We start from the raw sequence: 20,219 nt of genomic DNA on the forward strand, positions 1-20,219 counted from the left end.
ATGCGGCCCACCCCGTCGCACAGCACCGTCACCCTGCACCCCTTCGCCACGGCACAGGGCGGATGCGGGCTGCGGGCCGTCCTGTCGGGGCGCATCGACCACGCCGCCCTGCCGGGGTTGACGCCCCTGCTCCGCCGCGCTGCGGACGCGCAAGCCCTGACCCTGCGCGTCGATCTGGGACGGGTGGAGTTCCTCGATTCCTGCGGCATCGGCATTCTGCTGGCGCTGCGCAACGCGGTGCTCGACCGTGGCGGCGCCATCGCCTTCGAGAATCATCCGCCGCAGATCCGGCGCGTGCTGGAACGCAGCCGGATCATCGCGCTGACCGCCCCGCCGCTTTCCCCGGATGATTGCTTGGCTCTTCCCGCCGCCGCCTGACCCATCAGTCGCCGCGGCGCAGCGTTTCCCGATAGAGGATGTAGAGCCCGCTGGCGATGATGATCCCCGCCCCGGCCAGCACGGTGGGGGTCGGCACGTCGCCGAAGACCAGGAAACCAAGCAGGGTCGCCCAGATCATCCCCGTATACTCGAAGGGCGCCACCACCGCGGCGCGGCCCAGCCGGAAAGCCTGGGTCATCAGCACCTGCGCCGCCCCGCCCAGCGTGCCGACCAGAAGCATCAGCCCGAGATCGAACCCGCCCGGCTGCACCCAGTCGGGGATCGCCGCCACGCCGCTCACCACCGTGGTGGTCAGCAGCAGATAGACGACGATGGCCGTGTTGCTCTCCGTCCGCGACAGGCCGCGCACCGCGATCATCGCCAGCGCGTAGAAGAAGGCCGCGGCCACGCCGACAAAAATCGGCAGGAGCGGCGCATCGGCCTCCGGGCGGGCCATCACCACCACGCCGCCGAACCCGACCAGCACCGCCATCCCAGCGCCGCCAGCCCACCGGCTCGCCGAGCAGCGGCATCGACAGCGCCGTGATGAACAGCGGCCCGGCGAAGCTCAGCACATAGACTTCGGCCAGCGGCAGATGCTTGAAGGCGTAGAAGAAACAGCCCATCGACAGCAGCCCGGCCAGCGAGCGGAAGACATGAGCGACCGGACGCCGCGTGCGCATCCCCCCCCAGCCGCCGCGCGCCACCGAAATGCCGCCGACCAGGACCACCGCCACCACCGAGCGGGCAAACATGAGCTGCGCCACCGGGTAGCCGCTGCTCAAGTATTTGATGAGCGTGTCCATGCCCGCGAACAGGAAGATGGCCAGCAGGAAGCAGCCGATGGCGCGGCGTGTGTCGTCGCTGGCAGCGGCAGGCAGGGCGGCGGCTTGGGTCATGATTGCACAGTATCTGAGCAACCATGACGCTGCCCAATGCCGCAACCGCAGGTCTGGCCCGCGCGCCGCCGCCCGGAGGGGTGCCGGCGTTTCACGCTTCGTGAATCGACGTTTGGGCGTTTGGCGAAGCGAACCCGGCCTTTCGCGGATCGGCGCTGGCCCCGGCCGACGCGGTGGACAGTCTGGCGGGCGTCACCACCGCAAAGGTCCGCCATGCTCCTGTCCAAGCCGATCCCCCAATCGATCCGCGTCCTCGTCGGCTTCTCGCCCTGGATCGCCTTCGGCGTTCTGCAGCCGGCGGGCCATGCGGCGGCCGTGCTGGCGGCGCTGCTGCTCAGCCTGACGCTCTGCGCCCATGATTGGCGGGGCGGATCGCCGAAGGCGCCGGAACTGGTGACCGCCGTCTTCTTCGCCGTGCTGCTCCTCATCGGACCGCTGGAGCGCATGGGGGTGACCGTCCATCTCGCCCTGGCCGGCATGGCCTTCGCCTCGCTCGCGCTGGGCCGTCCCTTCACCCTGCCCTACGCCCGCGAGACGACGCCGCCCGGCCTTTGGGACATGCCGCAGTTCGTCGCCGTCAACAAGGCGGTCACCGCGCTGTGGGGCGTGGTCTTTCTGGCCGGCGCCGCCGGCTTCGCCGTCGCGACGGAGGTCGGCGTCGTCGCCTCCGCCCTCGCCACCCTGGCCGGCCTGCTGGGGAACCGCCGATTGCCGGATTGGCTGGTCAACCGGGCCGTCGCCCGCCGTCTGGCCGAACGGGAGCCTCACCGCTGGCCCGCGCCCGCCGTCCTCGGACGAACGGACGGTGTCGTCGTTGTGGGCGCCGGCATCGGCGGGCTGACCGCGGCGGCCCTGCTGGCGGAGGCCGGGGTTCGCGTCACCGTCCTGGAGGCGCACGACCGTCCGGGCGGCTACTGCTCCTCCTGGGACCGCAGGGTGCGGCTGCGCGACGGGGCGATGGGGCGCTTCATCTTCGACGCCGGCGTGCATGACGTCAGCGGCACCCGTCCGGACGGGCCGGTCGGGCATCTGCTGCGCACGGTCGGCGTGGCGGACCGCCTGCGCTGGCACCCGGTGAACCGCGCCATCGTCCGGGACGGCGCCCTTCAGCCGCTGCCCGGCGACGCCGCGGGGCTGGCCGCCCTGATCGCGCGGGAGCATCCCGGCAGCGCCGGCGGGGCCGCCGCCTTTCTGGAGGAGATGCGCGGGGTTTACCGCGACCTCTACCGCGGCTGCGCCGAATCCGGCCTTCCCCACATCCCGCACAGCGTCGCGGCGATGCGCGCCTATCCGCTCGAGTGCCCGCAGGCCTTCCGCTGGCAGGACCGCGGCTTTCTGGAGATGCTGGAGCATTACGTGCCCGACGCCGGAGCCCGCGCCCTGCTGTCCATCCTGACGGGCTATCTGTCCGACCGGCCGGAGCGGCTGGGCGCCACCCAGATGGCGCCGATCTTCGGCTATGTCTTCGACGGAGGCGCCTATCCGGAGGGCGGATCGCAGCGGCTGGCCGATGCGCTGGTCGAGGCCATCCGCGCCAAGGGCGGCGAGGTCCGGCTGCGCACCCCCGTCCGCCGCATCCTGGTCGAGGACGGCCGGGCCGCCGGGCTCGAAACCACGGACGGGGAACGCATCGCCGCCGCCGCGGTGATTTCCAACGCTGACGCCCGGCGGACCCTGCTGGGCCTGGTGGGGGAGGAGCATCTGCCCGCCGGGAGCGTGGAGCGATACCGGGCGTTGCGTCCCACGACCTCCGCCTTCCTGGTCACGTTGGCGCTGGACGTCCGCCCGGACCTGCCGGCCATGACCTTTCTGACGGATGCAGGGATGGCGCTGGCCCTGCCCTCTGCCCATGACGCCACCCTGGCGCCGCCGGGTTGCGCGGCGTTGACGCTGATGCGGCTGGACCCGGCTGGCGACGCCTGGGACCGCTCCACCCCCGACTACCGCGCGCGGAAGACGCGGGAGGGCGACGCGATGATCGCCGCGGCCGCCGCCGTGATCGCGGATCTGGAGCGCCACATCCTGCACCGGCAGGAGGCCAGCGCCGCCACCTTCGCCCGCTACGCCCACACCACGGAGGGGGCGATCTACGGCACCGATCCGGCGCTTCCCGCCAAGTCGCCGGTGCCCGGCCTGCTGCTGGCCGGCGGCGGGGTCTTCCCCGGCCCGGGGGTGGAGGCCTGCGTCATCTCGGGTCGCCTCGCCGCGGAGGCTCTGCTGGGGCCGGTGCGGTTGCGGCAGGCCGAGGACCAGTGCCGCGCCGCGTAAAGCCGCCTTTTACAGCCGGATGCGGTCGGCGATCAGCGGCCCGGCCGGCGGGGCAGTGTCGGCCACGGTGAAGGCGCGGCGGAGCAGCGCCGCCGCGTCCTCCGCCTGCGCCGCGCTGCGGGCGTGGACGACGGCGAGCGGACGCTCCGCCGGCCCCACCGAAGCACCCAGCCCGGCGACGTCGGCCAGCCCGACCGCGAAGTCGATGGGATCGGTCGTCTTGGTCCGCCCGCCGCCCAGGGCCACCACGGCAATGCCGACCGCCCGCACATCGATGGCCGCCACCACGCCCGCCCGCTCGGCGAAGACCGGCTGGACGACGGGGGCGGCGTCCAGATGGCGGTCCGGCGCGTCCAGCAGGTCCGCCGGGCCGCCCAGCGCGTGGACCATCCGGGCGAAGCGCTCGGCCGCCTGCCCGCTCGCCATCGCCTGGTCGAAGCGGGCGCGGCCGGCGGCGGCATCGGGAACCAGCCCGGCCAGCACCAGCAGCTCGGCGGCCTGGGCCGCGGTGACCTCGTAGAGCCGGGAGTCGGCCGCGCCGCCGCGCAGGATGTCGATGCACTCCCGCATCTCCAGCGCGTTGCCGGCGGTCAGGCCCAGCACCTCGTTCATGTCGGTCAGCAGAGCGACGGTGGGCAGCCCGGCGCCCTCGGCCACGGTGACGAGGCTGTCGGCCAGCTCACGCGCCTTGGCGATGTCGGGCAGGAAGGCGCCGGAGCCGAACTTCACGTCCATCACCAGCGCGTCCAGCCCGGCCGCCAGCTTCTTCGACAGGATCGAGGAGGTCAGCAGGTCGATGGTCTCCACCGTCGCCGTCACGTCACGGATGGCGTAGAGCCGGCGGTCGGCGGGGGCGATGTCGTCGGTGGCGCCGATCACCGCGCAGCCGACCTCCTTCACCACCCGCTCCAGCGTCGCCCGGTCGGGCTTGGCGCGGTAGCCGGGGATGCTCTCGAACTTGTCGAGCGTGCCGCCGGTGTGGCCCAGCCCGCGCCCCGACACCATCGGCACGAAGCCGCCGCAGGCGGCCAGCACCGGGGCGAGGATCAGGCTGACCTTGTCGCCGACGCCGCCGGTCGAATGCTTGTCGACCACCGGACCGGGCAGGTCCAGATGGTCCCAGCGCATCACCGTCCCGGAATCCCGCATGGCCAGCGTCAGGGCCACCCGCTCCTCCAGCGTCATGCCGCGGAAAAAGACGGCCATGGCGAAGGCCGCCGCCTGCCCTTCGGTGACGGAGCTGTCGGTGATGCCGCGCACGAAGGCGCCGATCTCCGCCGCGTCCAGGCGTGCGCCGTCGCGCTTCTTGCGAATCAGTTCCTGGGGAAGCATCCGTGCGTCCGTTCCGTGGTCGAGTCTGTCGCGCGGATCAATAGCCGGCGGTGGCCGGCTGGGCAACTGCCCCACCGCCCTTGCCGTCGCCCTTGCCGTCTTTGCCGTCCTTGCCCTCGCCCTTGCCCTCGCCCTTGCCGCCATGGCCGGCGGTGGCGAGCAGCGAGTCCAGCAGCGCCGACGCACCGAAGCGGAAGGTCTCCGGCTTGGCCCAGCCCTTGCCCTGGATCGCGGTGGCGAGCGCCAGGAAGGCCGCCGCCCCATCGGCGTCGCGGATGCCGCCCGCCGCCTTGAAGCCCACCGGCTTGCCCGACTCGTGGATGACGTGCAGCAGCAGCGCCGCCGCCTCCAGCGTCGCGGCCGGCTGCACCTTGCCGGTGGAGGTCTTCAGGAAATCCGCCCCGGCGGCGATGGAGTCGCGGGCGGCCCAGGCCAGCAGTTCCGGGTCGGGAAAGCAGCCGGATTCCAGGATCACCTTCATCGTCACGTCGCTCCCGCAGGCCTCGCGGCAGGCGCGGATCACGTTCATCGGCTGGGTGCGGGCGCCGTCGATGAACGCGCGGTAGGGAAGCACCACGTCGATCTCGTTCGCGCCGTCCTTGATGGCCGCCTTGGTCTCCGACGCCACCGTCGCCGCGTCGGCCTCGCCTGAGGGGAAGTTGACGACGGTGGCGATCTTCACGCCGCTGCCCTTCAGCGCCTTGCGCGCGGTCTTGACAAAGCGCGGCCAGACGCACACCGCGGCGACCTTGCCGGCGGGGGTGACGGCGCGCTTGCACAGCGCCTCCACCGTCTGGTCGGTGTCGTCGTCGTTCAGGCTGGTCAGGTCGAGCAGACCGATGGCCCGGCCGGCCCCCTTGGCGTCGGCCTTGGCGGTGGTCGCGGTGTCGAGCGCCCGTTGCAGATCGGCGGGAAGTTTCATGACCGGCGTCCTTCGTCTACGTTCAGCCCGTCGAGAAAGCCGGTCAGCAGCCGCTCCAGGTCGGAGGCGGCGGCCGAGGCGGCGCGCAGGGTCTGGTCATGGTCCACCGGCCCGTCGCCGAGTCCCACCCCCAGGTTGGTGATGACCGCGCAGCCCACGACCCGAAGGCCGCAATGCCGCGCGACGATGCATTCGGGCACCGTGGACATGCCGACCGCGTCCGCCCCCAGGACCTTCAACATCCGGACCTCGGCCGGCGTCTCGAAGGAGGGGCCGGGATAGGCGGCGTACACGCCCTCGACCAGATCGATGTTCAACTCCAGCGCCCGGCGCCGCATCAGCGCGCGCAGCGTGGGGTCCCAGGCATCGGTCATGCTGGGAAAGCGCGGGCCAAAGCTGTCCTCGTTGGGACCGGTCAGCGGGTTGGCGCCCAGCATGTTGATGTGGTCGGAAATCGCCATCAACCGCCCCGGCCCGACCTCCACCCGCAGCGAGCCGGCGGCGCAGGTCAGCACCAGCGTGTCGCAGCCGGCCAGCTTCAGCGCGCGGACCGCCGTCTTCAGCGCGTCGAAGCCGTTGCCCTCATAGGCGTGGACGCGCCCCTGCATGCAGGCGACGGGCTGGCCGCCGAGACGGCCCAGCACCAGCCGGCCCATGTGCCCCTCCACGCTGGGCAGCGGGAAGCCGGGCAGGTCACCGTAGGGCATGACGGTCGCCCCCTCGATCCGGTCGGCGACCCCGCCCAGGCCGGAGCCGAGCACGATCCCCACCCGCGGGCGGAAGCCGGGGACCCGGTGCAGGATTTCCGCGGCGGCGCGTGCGGCGGTCATGGCGGTCTGTTCCCCTTAGAAGTCGAGATTGTCGGGGCCGAAGGAGTGCGGCAGCAACTCGTCCAGCCGAAACGTTTGGCGAAGCCCTTCCGGTCCACAGACATGAATCGGCGTGTCGGGTTTGGCGAACTCGCGCAGGCGCTGGCGGCAGCCGCCGCAGGGCGTGCACAGCCGGCCGTCGCCGGTCTGGCCGCCCATCACGACGATCGCCCGGATGCTTCGGTCCCCGGCCAGGATCATCGCCCCGATGGCCGAGGCCTCGGCGCACTGCCCCTGCGGATAGGCGGCGTTCTCCACATTCGCCCCGGCGTGGATGCGCCCGGATTCGCCCAAAATGGCCGCACCGACCGAAAAATGAGAATAGGGCGCGTAGGCCTGCGCCATCGCGTCGCGGGCAGCAGCAATCAGGGAGTCGGCGATCAGGGAATCCTGGGGGTCGCTCATCACCGTTCCTTCACGTAGGGGACGCCGCTGGCCCTGGGCGCCACCGCCCGTCCGACGAAGCCGGCCAGCAGGAGCACGGTCAGCACATAGGGCAGCATCTGGATGAACTGCACCGGGATCACCCCCACCACCGGCAGCGGCACGCCCTGCAGGCGGACCTGCACCGCGTCGGTGAAGGCGAACAGCAGACAGGCGAACAGCGTCGGCCAGGGCCGCCACTTTCCAAAGATCAATGCGGCCAGTGCCAGATAACCCTTGCCCGCCGTCATGTCGCGCACGAAGCCGGCGCCGTGGGCGGTGGACAGATAGGCGCCGGCGATGCCGGTCAGCACCCCGGTGATGACCACCGCCTGATAGCGCAGCCGCGTGACGGACAGGCCCGCCGTGTCGACCGCCGACGGGTTCTCCCCCACCGCGCGCAGCCGCAGACCGAATCGCGAACGGGTGAACACCCAGTGGGTCGCCACCACCAGAAGGACGGTCAGCCAGATCAGCACGTTGGCGTCGTCGATCAACTCTCGATAGACGGGGCCGAGGACCGGAATCCCGGACAGCGCTTCCACCCCCGGCAGGTGGACTTGCGGCAGGCGCGCCTCCCCCGGCAGCAGCGGAGTCTGACCGCCCTGGCGGAACCAGGCGTAGGCCAGGGTCGGCGCCAGTCCGGCGACCAGGATGTTGATCGCCATGCCCGACACCACCTGGTTGCCCTTGTGGATGATGCAGGCGAAGCCATGGACCAGCGCCAGCGCCACCGAGGCCGCGACAGCGGCGCCCAAGCCCAGCCAGGGGCTGCCGGTGGAGGAGGCGACGGCGGCGGCGAAGAAGGCGCCGGCCAGCATCTTGCCCTCCAGCCCGATGTCCACCACCCCCGCCCGCTCGCTGTACAGCGCCGCGAAGGCCGCGAGCACCAGCGGGGTCGCCACGCGGACGGTGGCGTCGGCCAGCAGCAGGACGACGAGCAGGGCGTCATCCATGTGCCGTCCTCCCGTCGCGACGGCGGAACAGCGCCTCGACCCGCGGCTTGAAGAGGTTCTCCAGCGCCCCGGCGAACAGGATGACGAGCCCTTGGATGACCATCACCAGTTCCCGGTTCACGGTGGGGTATTCGAAGGACACCTGCCCGCCCCCCTGCGCCAGCACGCCGAACAGCAGCGCCGCCAGGATGATCCCCACCGGATGGTTGCGCCCCATCAGCGCCACGGCGATGCCGACGAAGCCCACCCCGCCGGTGAAGTTCAACAGGATGCGGTGCTGCACCCCCATGATCTCGTTCACCCCGACGAAACCGGCAAGCGCCCCGGAGATGGCCATGGCGAGGATGATGTTCCGCGCCGGGGAGATGCCGGCGTAGACCGCCGCCCGCTCGTTCCGCCCGACCGTGCGGATCTCGTAGCCCCAGCGGGTCCGCCATAGGAACAGGTAAAACAGCGCGCAGCAGGCCAGCGCCCACAGGAAGGACAGGTTCAGCGGCGAGGCCGGGATGGCGACGCCGATCCAGCCGAGCGCCCGGTCCATGGCCGGCAGCCAGACACCCGGATCGAACTCCCGCGTTTCCGGCGACTGCGATCCGGGGCGGATCAGTACGTCCACCAGCAGATAGGTCATGATCGCGGCGGCGATGAAGTTGAACATGATCGTCGTGATGACGATGTGGCTGCCGCGCTTGGCCTGGAGCCAGCCGGGAACCGCTGCCCACACCGCTCCGAACAGCGCCGACACGGCCACCGCGCCGAGCGCCGCCACCGGCCAGGGCCAGCCGGTCAGCGCCAGCCCGACCAGCCCGGCCCCCAGCCCGCCGAGGTAGGCCTGCCCCTCCCCGCCGATGTTGAACAGCCCGCAATGGAAGGCGATGGCGACCGCCAGCCCGGTGAAGATGTAGCTGGTCGTGTAATAGAGGGTGTAGCCGATCGCCTCGGGATAGCCGACCGCCTCGGTCACCAGCAGCGCCAGCACGTCCAACGGCTTCTCGCCAATCACCAGGATGACCAGCCCGGACAGGACGAGGGCGGCGAGCAGGTTCAGCAGCGGCAGAAGCGCGTAGCCGACCCAGCCGGGCACGTCCCCCGGCCGGCCGAAGCCCCGGCCCGTCATCCCCTGCGCCGCGTCCTGCGCCATCCCGGCTCCATCCGTGGTCACGCCCGTTCACAAGCCGGACGGCTCGAACGTCCCTGCCCACAGGAAAGTGCCCCGCGCACGGGGCCAGCGCAAGCGGGAGCGTTCGGGGTCAACCTTACGCTGCTTCCGCCACCCCGGCCATCATCAGGCCGAGACGCCGCTCGTCCGCCTCGTCCGGGGCGACCTCGCCCACCAGACGGCCGTCGAACATGACCAGGATGCGGTCGGACAGGGCGCGGATCTCGTCCAGCTCCACCGACACCAGCAGAATCGCCTTGCCCTGGTCGCGCAGAGCCACCAGACGGCGGTGGATGAACTCGATGGCGCCAATGTCCACGCCGCGGGTGGGCTGGCCGACCAGCAGCAGGTCGGGGTTCCGCTCCATCTCGCGGGCCAGCACGATCTTCTGCTGGTTGCCGCCGGAAAAGTTGGCGGCGGGCAGGCGCGGGTCGCGCGGGCGCACGTCGTAGGCGTCCATCTCCGCCGCGCAGCGGTCGAACAGCGCACGGCGGTCCATCAGGAGCCGCCCGTTGAAGGCCGGATCGCCCTGATGGCCGAGAATCGCGCACTCCTGCGCCTCGAAAGCAGTGACGAGGCCGACCCGCTGCCGATCCTCCGGCACATGGCCGACGCCGAGCGCCCGCAGCCCCCGCGCGGTGAAGCGGTCGGGCTTGTCGGCCAGTTCCCCCCCGCGCAGGCGGACGGAGCCCCCCGCCGGCGGGCGCATGCCGGCCAGCGCCTCCAGCAGTTCGGACTGGCCGTTGCCGGAGACACCGGCGATGCCGACGATCTCCCCGGCGCGCACGGTCAGGCCGACACCCTTCACCCGCTCCACCCCGGCGCCGTCGCGCACGCGCAGGCCGGAGACCTCCAGCACCGCCGGGCCGGGCGTGGCTGGCGCCTTCTCCACCCGCAGCAGCACCTTGCGCCCGACCATCAGCTCCGCCAGCGCCTCGCGGCTGGTGTCGGCGGTGGCGACGTTCGCCACCACCTGCCCGCGGCGCATGACCGTCACGTTGTCGGTCAGCTCCATGATCTCGCGCAGCTTGTGGGTGATGATGACGACCGTCTTCCCCTGCTCGCGCAGCGCGCGGAGGATGCGGAAGAGGTGGTCGGTCTCCTGCGGGGTGAGGACGCCGGTCGGCTCGTCGAGGATCAGGATGTCGGCGCCGCGGTAGAGCGCCTTCAGGATTTCCACCCGCTGCTGCGCCCCCACCGGCAGCTCGCCGACCGGGCGGTCGAGGTCCACCTCCAGCCCGTAGTCGCGGGCGAGCCGGGTCAGCTCCGTCCGTGCCCGCGCCATCCCGGCGGCCAGGGTGACGCCACCCTCCGCCCCCAGTAGGACATTCTCCAGCACGGTGAAGGGATCGACGAGCATGAAATGCTGGTGGACCATGCCGATCCCGGCGGCCAGCGCGTCGCGCGGGCTGCGCACCGCCACCGGACGGCCGTCCACCAGGATCGTCCCGCCGTCGGCGGGCAGATAGCCGTAGACGATGCTCATGATCGTCGATTTGCCGGCGCCGTTCTCACCGATCACGCCGTGGATGGTGCCTTTCGGCACGACCAGCGACACGTCACGGTTGGCGTGGTTGGCGCCGAACCACTTGTTGACGCCGCGGGTTTCCAGGGCGGGAGGGTGTTGGGGCATGGGGTATCTTTATGGAGAGGTTCTTGCCCCTACCCTCCCCGCTTCGCGGGTCCCCTCCCTCCCCCGCTGGGCGGGAGAGGGCCGATTTCCCTCCCCCGCCCAGCGGGGGAGGGTCAGGGTGGGGGCAATGCTCGACGACGCAGAAGCTCAGCTCACGGCTGATACGGCTTCACCACCAGCTCACCCGCGATGATCTTCCGCTTGGCGTCCTCGACGGCCTTCTCCATCTCCGCCGTGACGAGCTTGCGGTTGCTCTCGTCGAGCGCGTAGCCGACGCCCTCCTCCTTCAGCCCGACGACCCGGTGGCCCGCCGTCCAGCTGCCGTCCTTGGCCGACTTCATGCAGTCGTAGACGGTCACGTCCACCCGCTTGACCATCGAGGTCAGGATCTTGCCCGGGTGAATCCAGTTCTGGTTGCTGTCCACCCCGACCCCCAGCTTGCCGGCGTCCGCCGCGGCCTGGAGAACGCCCAGCCCGGTCGCCCCGGCCGCCGCGAAGACCACGTCGGCGCCGCGCCCGAACTGGCTCTTGGCCAGCTCCGCCCCGCGGGTGGGGTCGTTCCAGGCGGCGGGGGTGGTGCCGGTCATGTTGGTGAAGACCTCGCCGTCCGCCTTAACATGTTTCACGCCCTGCTCGTAGCCGGTCAGGAAGTTGCGGATCAACGGGATGTCCATGCCCCCGATGAAGCCGACCTTGCCGCTCTGCGAGGCCATCGCCGCCAGAATGCCGACGAGGAAGGAGCCCTCATGCTCCTTGAAGGTCACCGACTGGACGTTGGGCAGGTCCAGCTTGTCGTCGATCAGGCAGAACTTGGTGTTGGGATACTCCCGCGACACCTTGTCCACGGCGGCGGACTGGGAGAAGCCGACCGCCGTGATGACGGTGGCGCCGCGCCGCGCCATGTTGCGCAGCGCCTGCTCGCGCTGGCCCTCGCTGGTGACCTCGAACTCGCGGTAGACGATCCCGGTTTCCTTCTTGAAGCGCTCCGCCCCGTTGTAGGCCGCCTCGTTGAAGGACTTGTCGAACTTGCCGCCCTGGTCGAACACCACCGCCGGCATGAACTCGTCCGCCGCCAGGGCGGAGCCCGCGGCGGGAACGGTCGCCGCCGTCAGCGACAGGGCCAGAATGGTCAGAATGCGCGTCATCGTCATCGTTCTGCTTCCCCGTTCCGGTTCGCCCGCTTGCCGGGTCGTGGCGGCCAGGATAGCGGCTCCTCCCGCCCGGTGACAGGGGGCACATGGCGTGGGGAATTCCGCCGCAGGTCACAGCCCGTATGGGACCTCCTCCCGCAACGCCGGTTGACGGAAGGGCGGTGGCCCGCTATCACGCCCGCCATTGCCCGAAGGAGGGTCCCGGAGGAGGGAATCGCAGATTGGACGAGGTGATCGGCGTGCATGGTCTGGTGGTGCTGCTGCAGGGCATCGTCCTTGGAATCGCCATCGCCGCCCCCGTCGGTCCCATTGGCCTGCTCTGCATCCGCCGCACGCTCCAGCACGGGCCGCTGATGGGCTTCTTCACCGGCTTCGGCGCCGCCGTGGCCGACACCATCTACGGCGCCATCGCGGCCTTCGGCGTGTCCGCCGCGCTGGACTTCCTGCAAGGGCACGAGATCGCCTTCCAGCTCGTCGGCGGCATCTTCCTGATCGTCGTCGCCATCCGCACCTTCCGCCAGAAGCCGGAGGACGAGGAGCGCGAGGCCGCCAGCGCGCCCGACACGCCGTCCTTCCTCGGCGGCTTCATGACCGGCCTGTCACTGACCCTGACCAATCCGGCGACCATCATGGCCTTCATCGCCATCTTCGCCGGCTTCGGTCTGGGCGGCAATCTGGGTCGGGTGGACGCCTCCACGCTGGTGGCCGGCGTCTTCATCGGCGCGTCCTTGTGGTGGTTCACCCTGTCCATGGGGGTCGCCGCCGTGCGCCACCGCATCTCCGACCGCGGGCTGACCCGATTGAACCATTGCACGGGGGTGGCGCTGGCGGCCTTCGGCATTTGGGCGCTCGGCATGGCTGTCACCGGCATGGCCGGCTGGGCCATGGGGTAAGCCCTTAAGGGCTAAGCGGCGCCCCCGCCACCGGCGGATCGCCGTCCGGCCCACGCGGCGCCTTCTGGGCGCGGCGGATGCCGTGGAAATGGCTGACCAGCCGGTACAGGTACAGCCCGACCAGGACCACCAGCAGCCCCACGGTGAAATAGCCAAGGAGGCTGTGCGCGAAGGGCCAGCGGGACAGCATGTAGCCGGTCCAGGCGAGCAGCAGGGTCCACAGGATCGACCCGGCCCCGGAATAGAGGCAGTAGAGCGGGATCGACATCCGGCAGGCCCCCGCCGGGATCGAGATCAGCGTCCGCACGCCCGGCACCGGCTGGGTCAGGAAGACGGCGATGCCGCCATGCTTTCCAAACCACTCCGTGCTTCGTCGGACCTTCTTGGGGTGGATCGTCAGCCAGTGGCCGTAGCGCTTTAAAAAGGCTTCCAGCCGGTCGCGTCCCATCAGCCGACTGGGCAGGAACCAGACCAGTTGCCCGGCCAGCGAGCCCAACCCACCGGCCAGGGCGACGCCGAGTAGATTGTACTCGCCCTGCGCCGCCGCGATGCCGGCCAATGGAATGACCGACTCGGCCGGAACTGGCGGAATCACCCGCGCCAGGACCAGGAGCAGGAAGATGCCCACGTAATTCATCGTGTGCATCACATCCACCAGCCAATTGGTCAGCCCGTCCGCCATTTCAGCCCATCCAATATTTTGTCTCTCTGGAACAGGGTTCAACGGCAGACGGTTCCTGGCCCGCCAATGGGGCGAAAGAGAGGATTACCACCTTTCCCGTACCTGCTTGACCGACATCAAAGCGCAGACGCCCTGAATTTTATAAGAATCCCTTCCATACCTGCCCCCTTGCAGGCCCCGTCCTGTGCGGGGTCACCCGGGCTTTTATGGCGGAATTTCCAAATGCAGCTTGGCAATCTGAAGATTTCCACCAAGATCCTCTCCATCATCGTTTTCCTGGCTGCGATCTGCGCAGGCATCACCGCCACATCGATCGCCGGTCTGGACGCGCTGAGCCGCGCCACCGACGAAATCCAGTTGGCCGGCGAAGAAATGAAGTTGGGCGCGCGCATCAACCGGATGGTTGTCGAACTGAACCGCGACGAGTACCGGCTGGCCGCCAATCCCGGCGATCTGGAGCAGGTTCTCCCGTCCATCGGCAAGACGCGCGAGGCCGTGAGCGGGCTGCTTGCCAAGGTCAAGGGAACCAGCGACGCGGAGCAGAGCCGTATGCTGTCCTCGTTCGAGAGCGCCCTGGCGCTCTATTACAAGGAACTTGAAGACACGATCGCCGTTGCTCGCCGGATCAGGGGCGGCAGCGATCTGACCCAAAATCAGCGCGACATCCTGGCATCGGTGGATGCAAGCGCGACCGCTGCGCGGGCACTTCAGAATCTGACCATCGCCTACACCAGCTACACCGACGAAAAGGCGTCGCGGCTGTCGCAGGATGCGTCCGCCCTGGCGGAATCCCGGTCGGTCCAGCTCGTCACCGCCGCCGCCATCGGCATCCTGGCAGGGCTTCTGCTCGGCTGGACGGTGTCCCAGTTCGGCATCGTCCGACCCGTGAAAGCCATCGTCGCCTGCCTGCGCGGCCTTGCCGACGGCAACCTGGATACTCTGCTGTACGGCACCGGACGCAAGGACGAGGTCGGGGAGATCGCCGCCACAGCGGAGGTGTTCAAGACCAACCTGATCCGCAACCGCGCGATGGAGCGCGAGGCCAAGGAGGCCGCAGCCAGTTCCCAGGCGGAGAAGCGCGCGGCGATGCTCGACCTCGCGGGCCGGTTCGAAGCGCGGGTGGGGGTCATCGTCAACGACGTCGGCGGCGCCGCGACGGAGCTTCAGGCCACCGCCTCCCAGCTCTCTGCCGCGGTCGAGGAAGTCAGCGCCCAGTGCGGCGCCGTGGCCGGTGCGTCGGAAGAGGCCAGCGCCAACGTGCAGACCGTCGCCGCGGCGTCGGAGGAAATGTCCGCCTCCATTCACGAACTGGCAGAGCGCGTGTCCCGCGCCGCCGCCCGCTCCAAGGCTGCGGCGGAGGGAGCCGATCTGGCGCAGACCCAGCTCGATTCCCTGTCCGGAGCCATCGAGCAGGTGGACCAGATCGTCGCCGCCATCAACTCCGTCGCCTCCCAGACCAACCTGCTGGCTCTGAACGCGACCATCGAGGCCGCCCGCGCGGGCGAGGCCGGCAAGGGCTTCGCCGTGGTGGCGAGCGAGGTCAAAAACCTGGCCAACCAGACCCACGCGATGACGGAGCAGATCGGCAACCAGATCGCCGCGGTGAAGAGCGCCTCCAACAGGACGGTGGACGCCATGCGCGCGATCATCACCCAGGTCGAGGACATCGACCGTTCCACCGCGGAGATGGCCGCCTCCGTCGAGCAGCAGAGCGCGGCGACGGGCGAGATCAGCCGCAACGCCCAGCAAGCGGCCAACGGCACCGCGGAAGTCTCCCGCAATGTCGTCGGCATCCAGCAGGCGGAGGCGGAGACCAGCACCGCCACCCACAGCGTGAAGGGAGCCGCCGACCAGTTGGCCGAACGTGCGGCCGGCCTGAAGCGCGAGGTGGACCAGTTCCTGGCCGAGGTGCGCGCGGCATAGACAGCCGCGCGTTCGGAACGCCCCTCAGCCCCGGGTGCCTCCCGGCGGCGGGGGCGGCGGGGCGCTTTCCGCCACGGCGGCGCGGCCCGGATCGCGTTTCTGGCATTCCAGCAGGATGTCGCGCGCGATTGGCGCCGCCGCGGTGGACCCGCCGCCGCCATGCTCAACGAACACCGCGCAGGCGTAGCGCGGGGAGCTGACCGGCGCGTAGGAGATGAACAGCGCGTGGTCGCGCTCCCGCCAGGGCAGGTCCTCGTTCTTCTTCACGCCGGTGCTGCGCTCCGCCATGGTGATGCGGCGGACCTGGGCGGAGCCGGTCTTGCCGGCCATCTCATAGCCGGGCTCGGTGATGCGCGACTTGTAGGCGGTGCCGTTCGGCGCGTTGGTCACCTCGTAGAGGCCGCGCAGGACGAGGTCGAGATTCTCCTTCTTCACCCCGATCGGCGGCCAGCTCGTCTGCTCGCCCGACAGCGCCTTGATCTGCTTGGTCAGATGGGGTTTCACCGCAAAGCCGCCGTTGGCCAGCCGCGCGGTCATGGCGACGAGCTGCATCGGGGTGGACAGCACATAGCCCTGCCCGATCGCCGCGATCAGCGTCTCGCCCTGCGCCCAGGGCTTGCCCAGGGCGCCCTTCTTCCAGTCGATGGACGGGATCAGGCCCGGCCGCTCGTGCGGCAGGTCCAGTCCGGTCAGCTGCCCCATGTCGAAGCGGTTGGCCATCTCGGCGATGCGGTCGATGCCGATGCGCCGCGACACGTCGTAGAACCACACGTCGCAGGAATGGCGCAGCGCGCCGACCACGTCCACCGTGCCGTGCCCGCCCTTCTTCCAGCAGTGGAAGCGGTGGTCGCCGAGGTCCATGTGGCCCGGACAGAACACTGAGTGGTTGCGGCTGATCAACCCGGACTCCAGCGCCGCCAGGGCCACCACCGGCTTGAAGGTCGAGCCCGGCGGGTATTGCCCGGCCACGGCCTTGTTGTTCAGCGGGGTTGCCTGATTGGACAGCAGTTCCTCCCACAACTCGGCGCTGATGCCCATGGTGAACTGGTTGGGGTCGTAGCTGGGGTGGGAGCACAGGGCGTAGATGCCGCCGGTGTGCACGTCCATCACCACACAGGAGGCGCTGACCTCCTGCGCCAGCCGCTGCTGCACGAATTTCTGAAGGCCGATGTCGATGGTCAGCTGGACCTCGCGGCCCGGCTGCCCCTCGTCGCGCGACAGCTCGCGGATGACGCGCCCGACCGCGTTGACCTCAAGCTGGCTGGTCCCCGCCGTGCCGCGCAGCGCCTTCTCGTGATACTTCTCCATCCCGGCCTTGCCGATGCGGAAGCCAGGCAGCGACAGCACAGGGTCGCCGTTCAGCTCCGCCTCCGACACGGCGCCGACATAGCCCAGGATGTGCGCGGTCGCCTCCGCCTCCGGGTAGTGGCGGATCTCGCCGACCTCGATGGCGACGCCCGGCAGGTCCGGTGTGTTCATCTCGATGGTGGCGACCTGTTCCCAGGTCAGGTTCTCACGCACGGTAACCGGCACGAAGCGGCGCTTGCGGTGCAGCTCGCGCATCACGCGGCGGCGGTCGCCGTCGGTCAGCGGGACGATCTTGGATATCTTGTCCAGCGTGTCCTGGATGTTGCGCGTGCGCTCCGACACCACGACGACACGGTAGTTCTGCTGGTTCACCGCCAGCGGTGCGCCGAACCGGTCGACGATGGTGCCGCGCGACGGGGCGACCAGCCGGAGGCTGATGCGGTTCTCCTCGGCCAGCATGGTGAAGCGCGCGGATTCCACCACCTGCAGGTAATAGAGCCGCCCGACCAGAGCGGACAGACCGGCGAGCTTCAGCCCGCCCAGCACGGCGGCGCGGCGGGTCAGCAGGCGGTAGCGGTCGGTGTCGCGGTCCATCGCAGTCAAAGGCTCACATCCCCTGCCAGATCATCCCTGCCGGCTATCCCTGCCCATCATCCCTGAAGAAACGCGCGGTGCACGCGGATCAGCATCCAGGCGATGGCCGGGAAGAAGGCCATGGTCAGCAGCGCCTGGAACAGCGCCGGCCGGAACGGCAGCACCGTCGCCTGGAGCGCCGAAAAGGCCAGCCATTGAATGCAGGCCACGCCCATCATGACCAGCCCGAAGCCGAACCACATCAGGGCGAAGGTGCTCGACGCCAGCACACGCCGCTGGCTGGACACCGCCCAATGGACCAGCACCAGCACCAGCGCGTTCACCCCCAGCGGCCCGCCGGTCAGCAGGTCCTGCAGCAAGCCGATCAGGAAGGCGGTGCCCGGCCCCATCAGGTCGGGCCGGTGGATCGCCCAATAATAGACGGCGATGGCGGTCAGGAAAGGCGCCACCGACGCATAGCCGGGCAGCGGCACCGGAATCATCCCGGCCAGCGCCAGCATGACCGTCACCGCGAACGGGGCGAGATTCCGTCCCGTCTTGTCCAACCGCTGCCACAAGGTCAGAGTCATTTCGACTCGGACGACGGTTCCGCCTCGCTTCCCGGCAGGCTGAACTCGACCAGTTGCAGGTGCTCGACCCGCGACAGATCGACGTTCGGCTGCACCCGGACGCCACGTTCACCGGCCGAGGACACCACGCCCACCGGCAGGCCCGGCGGGAACTGCCCGCCGTGACCGGAGGTGACCACCCGCTCGCCAACCTGCACCGGCGCTTCCGGCGGCAGGTAGAGGAGCCTGGTCTGGTCGGAGTTGTCGCCCGCCATCACCGCCCGCTGGCGCGAGCGCTCCAGAACCACGGGAATGCGCGTGTTGATGTCGGTCAGCAGGAGGACGCGGGCCGACCATTCCCCGACCTCGATCACCCGGCCGACCAGCCCGCTGCCGGCGATGGCCGCCTGCCCCTTGCGCACCCCGTCGCGGCGGCCGGCGGTGACCACCAGCGTGCGCAGGAAGGAGCTGCCCGGAGCGGCGATGACCCGCGCCGTGATGAAGGAGGACGACGGTTCTGGCGTCGCCTTGAGAAGGGAACGCAGGCTGATGTTCTCCGCCTCCAGCCGCAGCGCCGCCTGCTTCCACTGCAGCAGCCGCGCGTTCTCCGCTTTCAGCCGCTGGTTCTCTTCGAAGGCGTTCTGCACCTCGACCACCGACTCCACGACATGGGCGGCGGTGGCGGCGGGGCGGGAGATCGCGTCGAGGATCGGGGCGAAGGCGTCGGTCACCCGGGCGCGCGCGCTGTCCACCGACAACGCGTCGATCCGGCCCACCATCATCAGGGCGACGGAGGCGAGCACCAGCAACAGGAAGGAGAAGCGCTGGGCGAGCGCCCGCAAGGGGGCGGCGAGGCGCACGACGGAACCGGAATTGCGAGGCTTCACAGGATCATCCCGTCCAGGTACGCGATCCGCCCCCGGCTACGCCGGCGAATGGACGTACCACCGGGGGAACCCAAGCGAGCAATACACCAATCAGTAGGCGCTGACCAAGACGTTTCGCAGCGTCTTCATCTCTTCCAGCGCCCGCCCGGTGCCCAGCGCGACGCAGGACAGCGGGTCGTCGGCGATCGACACCGGCAGGCCGGTGGCGTGGCGCAGGACGAAGTCCAGGTTGCCCAGCAGGGCGCCGCCGCCGGTCAGCACGATGCCCTTGTCCACGATGTCCGCGGCCAGTTCCGGCGCCGTGTGCTCCAGCGCGACCTTCACCGCCTCGACGATGGCCGACACCGGTTCCGCCAGGGACTCGGCGATCTGCCGCTCGGAGATGATGAGTTCCTTGGGCACGCCGTTCATCAGGTCGCGGCCCTTGATCTCCAGGATGCGGCCCTCGCCGTCTTCCGGCGGGCAGGCCGACCCGATTTCCTTCTTGATCCGCTCCGCCGAGCCTTCGCCGACCAGCAGGTTGTGGGTGCGGCGGATGTAGCCGATGATGGCCTCGTCCATCTTGTCGCCGCCCACGCGGACGGAGCGGGAATAGACGATGCCGCCCAGCGACAGCACGGCCACCTCGGTGGTGCCGCCGCCGATGTCCACGACCATGGAACCGGTCGGCTCCGTCACCGGGAGTCCGGCGCCGATCGCGGCGGCCATCGGCTCCTCGATCAGGAAGACGCGGCGAGCGCCGGCGGCCTCCGCCGATTCCTGGATCGCGCGGCGCTCAACGGCGGTGGAGCCCGACGGCACGCAGATGATGACCTGCGGGCTGGCGAAGCTACGCCGGTTGTGCACCTTGCGGATGAAGTGCTTGATCATCTCCTCGGCGACTTCGAAGTCGGCGATGACGCCGTCGCGGAGGGGGCGGATGGCCTGGATGTTGCCGGGCGTGCGGCCCAGCATCATCTTCGCCTCGTCGCCGACGGCCAGCACCTGCTTCTTGCCGCGGACGTTGGCGATGGCCACGACCGAGGGTTCGTTCAGAACGATGCCGCGGCCCTTGACATAGACCAGGGTGTTGGCCGTCCCCAAATCGATCGCCATGTCGGCGGAAAGCACGCCGAGGAGTTTGGAAAGCATGGACCCGACTAACTCTTCAATGCGGTTGAGACGGCCTTGCCGGCGATGTGCCCGCTCCGGTGCGGAGGGCCACGCCCGCCAACGGTTCCATAGACGAATGCCCCTTCGCGCTCAAGCGGAGAGTGCAACCGGCACGCCTTGCCGAGCCCTGTTGCCGGCGCCCGTGGGGCGGTCGCCGGCGCCGGTCCGGCGCTCTGGTCGATGGGAGGCGGTCCTTGAGGCAAGGCCCGTCCCGGCGGAATGTCCAGTCCCCGAAGTGCTGG

18 protein-coding genes and 1 pseudogene are annotated in these 20,219 nt (G+C 70.0%); 4 read left to right on the forward strand and 15 right to left on the reverse strand.

Annotated features, from left to right (window positions below):
• Entirely contained in the window at positions 1-378 is a 378-nt protein-coding gene (locus H1Q64_RS00005; RefSeq protein WP_237903878.1) for an STAS domain-containing protein, read from the forward strand.
• Between the two features lie 4 nt (positions 379-382).
• Here the strand turns inward: H1Q64_RS00005 and H1Q64_RS00010 are convergent, their stop codons facing one another.
• Both H1Q64_RS00010 and H1Q64_RS00015 read right to left on the reverse strand, forming a co-directional pair.
• Positions 383-871 (reverse strand): DMT family transporter, encoded by a 489-nt coding sequence (locus H1Q64_RS00010; protein ID WP_237903879.1) that lies wholly within the window; start codon positions 869-871, stop codon positions 383-385.
• Positions 872-932: 61 nt separating this feature from the next.
• Positions 933-1,277 (reverse strand): annotated as a pseudogene (locus H1Q64_RS00015) (EamA family transporter); the annotation flags it as partial.
• Between the two features lie 213 nt (positions 1,278-1,490).
• On the opposite strand from H1Q64_RS00015, the gene H1Q64_RS00020 reads away from it, so the two are divergent.
• A complete protein-coding gene (locus H1Q64_RS00020; RefSeq protein WP_237903880.1) occupies positions 1,491-3,545 on the forward strand; it encodes a phytoene desaturase family protein in 2,055 nt (684 codons plus the stop codon).
• Positions 3,546-3,554: 9 nt separating this feature from the next.
• Here H1Q64_RS00020 and deoA read toward each other — a convergent pair whose 3' ends face one another.
• The 8 genes from deoA to H1Q64_RS00060 all read right to left on the reverse strand — a co-directional run bounded on the left by deoA (position 3,555) and on the right by H1Q64_RS00060 (position 11,990).
• Positions 3,555-4,877, reverse strand: coding sequence for a thymidine phosphorylase (deoA, locus tag H1Q64_RS00025; protein ID WP_237903881.1), 1,323 nt, complete (start codon positions 4,875-4,877; stop codon positions 3,555-3,557).
• A 37-nt stretch (positions 4,878-4,914) separates the two neighbouring features.
• Complete coding sequence (gene deoC / locus H1Q64_RS00030) at positions 4,915-5,799, reverse strand: deoxyribose-phosphate aldolase (protein ID WP_237903882.1); 885 nt, start codon at positions 5,797-5,799, stop codon at positions 4,915-4,917.
• Entirely contained in the window at positions 5,796-6,629 is an 834-nt protein-coding gene (locus H1Q64_RS00035; protein ID WP_237903883.1) for a purine-nucleoside phosphorylase, read from the reverse strand. The genes deoC and H1Q64_RS00035 overlap by 4 nt, the downstream gene beginning before the upstream one ends.
• Before the next feature lie 15 nt (positions 6,630-6,644).
• On the reverse strand, positions 6,645-7,073 hold the full coding sequence (gene cdd, locus H1Q64_RS00040; protein WP_237903884.1) for a cytidine deaminase: 429 nt from the start codon (positions 7,071-7,073) through the stop codon (positions 6,645-6,647).
• Positions 7,073-8,047 (reverse strand): ABC transporter permease, encoded by a 975-nt coding sequence (locus H1Q64_RS00045; protein ID WP_237903885.1) that lies wholly within the window; start codon positions 8,045-8,047, stop codon positions 7,073-7,075. Before H1Q64_RS00045 ends, cdd begins: the two co-directional genes overlap by 1 nt.
• Positions 8,040-9,188, reverse strand: a complete 1,149-nt coding sequence (locus tag H1Q64_RS00050) for an ABC transporter permease (RefSeq protein WP_237903886.1) — start codon at positions 9,186-9,188, stop codon at positions 8,040-8,042. The genes H1Q64_RS00045 and H1Q64_RS00050 overlap by 8 nt, the downstream gene beginning before the upstream one ends.
• 115 nt (positions 9,189-9,303) lie before the next feature.
• The gene (locus H1Q64_RS00055) at positions 9,304-10,839 is read right to left on the reverse strand and encodes an ABC transporter ATP-binding protein (RefSeq protein WP_237903887.1); all 1,536 of its coding nucleotides are present in this window, start codon (positions 10,837-10,839) and stop codon (positions 9,304-9,306) included.
• Positions 10,840-10,991: 152 nt separating this feature from the next.
• Positions 10,992-11,990, reverse strand: coding sequence for a BMP family lipoprotein (locus H1Q64_RS00060; RefSeq protein WP_237903888.1), 999 nt, complete (start codon positions 11,988-11,990; stop codon positions 10,992-10,994).
• Between the two features lie 230 nt (positions 11,991-12,220).
• Between H1Q64_RS00060 and H1Q64_RS00065 the strand changes: the two genes are divergently transcribed.
• Positions 12,221-12,883 (forward strand): LysE family translocator, encoded by a 663-nt coding sequence (locus tag H1Q64_RS00065; protein WP_237904943.1) that lies wholly within the window; start codon positions 12,221-12,223, stop codon positions 12,881-12,883.
• Between the two features lie 4 nt (positions 12,884-12,887).
• Here the strand turns inward: H1Q64_RS00065 and H1Q64_RS00070 are convergent, their stop codons facing one another.
• Positions 12,888-13,565: a DedA family protein gene (locus tag H1Q64_RS00070; RefSeq protein ID WP_237903889.1), complete on the reverse strand. Its 678-nt coding sequence runs from the start codon at positions 13,563-13,565 to the stop codon at positions 12,888-12,890.
• A 222-nt stretch (positions 13,566-13,787) separates the two neighbouring features.
• Between H1Q64_RS00070 and H1Q64_RS00075 the strand changes: the two genes are divergently transcribed.
• Positions 13,788-15,488 carry a methyl-accepting chemotaxis protein gene (locus H1Q64_RS00075; protein ID WP_237903890.1) on the forward strand — a complete coding sequence of 567 codons (1,701 nt, stop codon included), beginning with the start codon at positions 13,788-13,790 and terminating at the stop codon, positions 15,486-15,488.
• A 24-nt stretch (positions 15,489-15,512) separates the two neighbouring features.
• On the opposite strand, the gene mrdA is transcribed toward H1Q64_RS00075, so the two are convergent.
• The 4 genes from mrdA to H1Q64_RS00095 all read right to left on the reverse strand — a co-directional run bounded on the left by mrdA (position 15,513) and on the right by H1Q64_RS00095 (position 19,956).
• On the reverse strand, positions 15,513-17,390 hold the full coding sequence (gene mrdA, locus H1Q64_RS00080) for a penicillin-binding protein 2 (protein ID WP_014240003.1): 1,878 nt from the start codon (positions 17,388-17,390) through the stop codon (positions 15,513-15,515).
• 56 nt (positions 17,391-17,446) lie between these two features.
• Positions 17,447-17,959 carry a rod shape-determining protein MreD gene (gene mreD, locus H1Q64_RS00085; RefSeq protein WP_035672710.1) on the reverse strand — a complete coding sequence of 171 codons (513 nt, stop codon included), beginning with the start codon at positions 17,957-17,959 and terminating at the stop codon, positions 17,447-17,449.
• The gene (gene mreC / locus H1Q64_RS00090; RefSeq protein WP_038528588.1) at positions 17,956-18,825 is read right to left on the reverse strand and encodes a rod shape-determining protein MreC; all 870 of its coding nucleotides are present in this window, start codon (positions 18,823-18,825) and stop codon (positions 17,956-17,958) included. Before mreC ends, mreD begins: the two co-directional genes overlap by 4 nt.
• Positions 18,826-18,915: 90 nt before the next feature.
• Positions 18,916-19,956 carry a rod shape-determining protein gene (locus H1Q64_RS00095; protein ID WP_014240000.1) on the reverse strand — a complete coding sequence of 347 codons (1,041 nt, stop codon included), beginning with the start codon at positions 19,954-19,956 and terminating at the stop codon, positions 18,916-18,918.
• Positions 19,957-20,219 lie beyond the last annotated feature (263 nt).

The organism is Azospirillum brasilense, from assembly GCF_022023855.1.
Classification (GTDB): domain Bacteria; phylum Pseudomonadota; class Alphaproteobacteria; order Azospirillales; family Azospirillaceae; genus Azospirillum; species Azospirillum brasilense_F.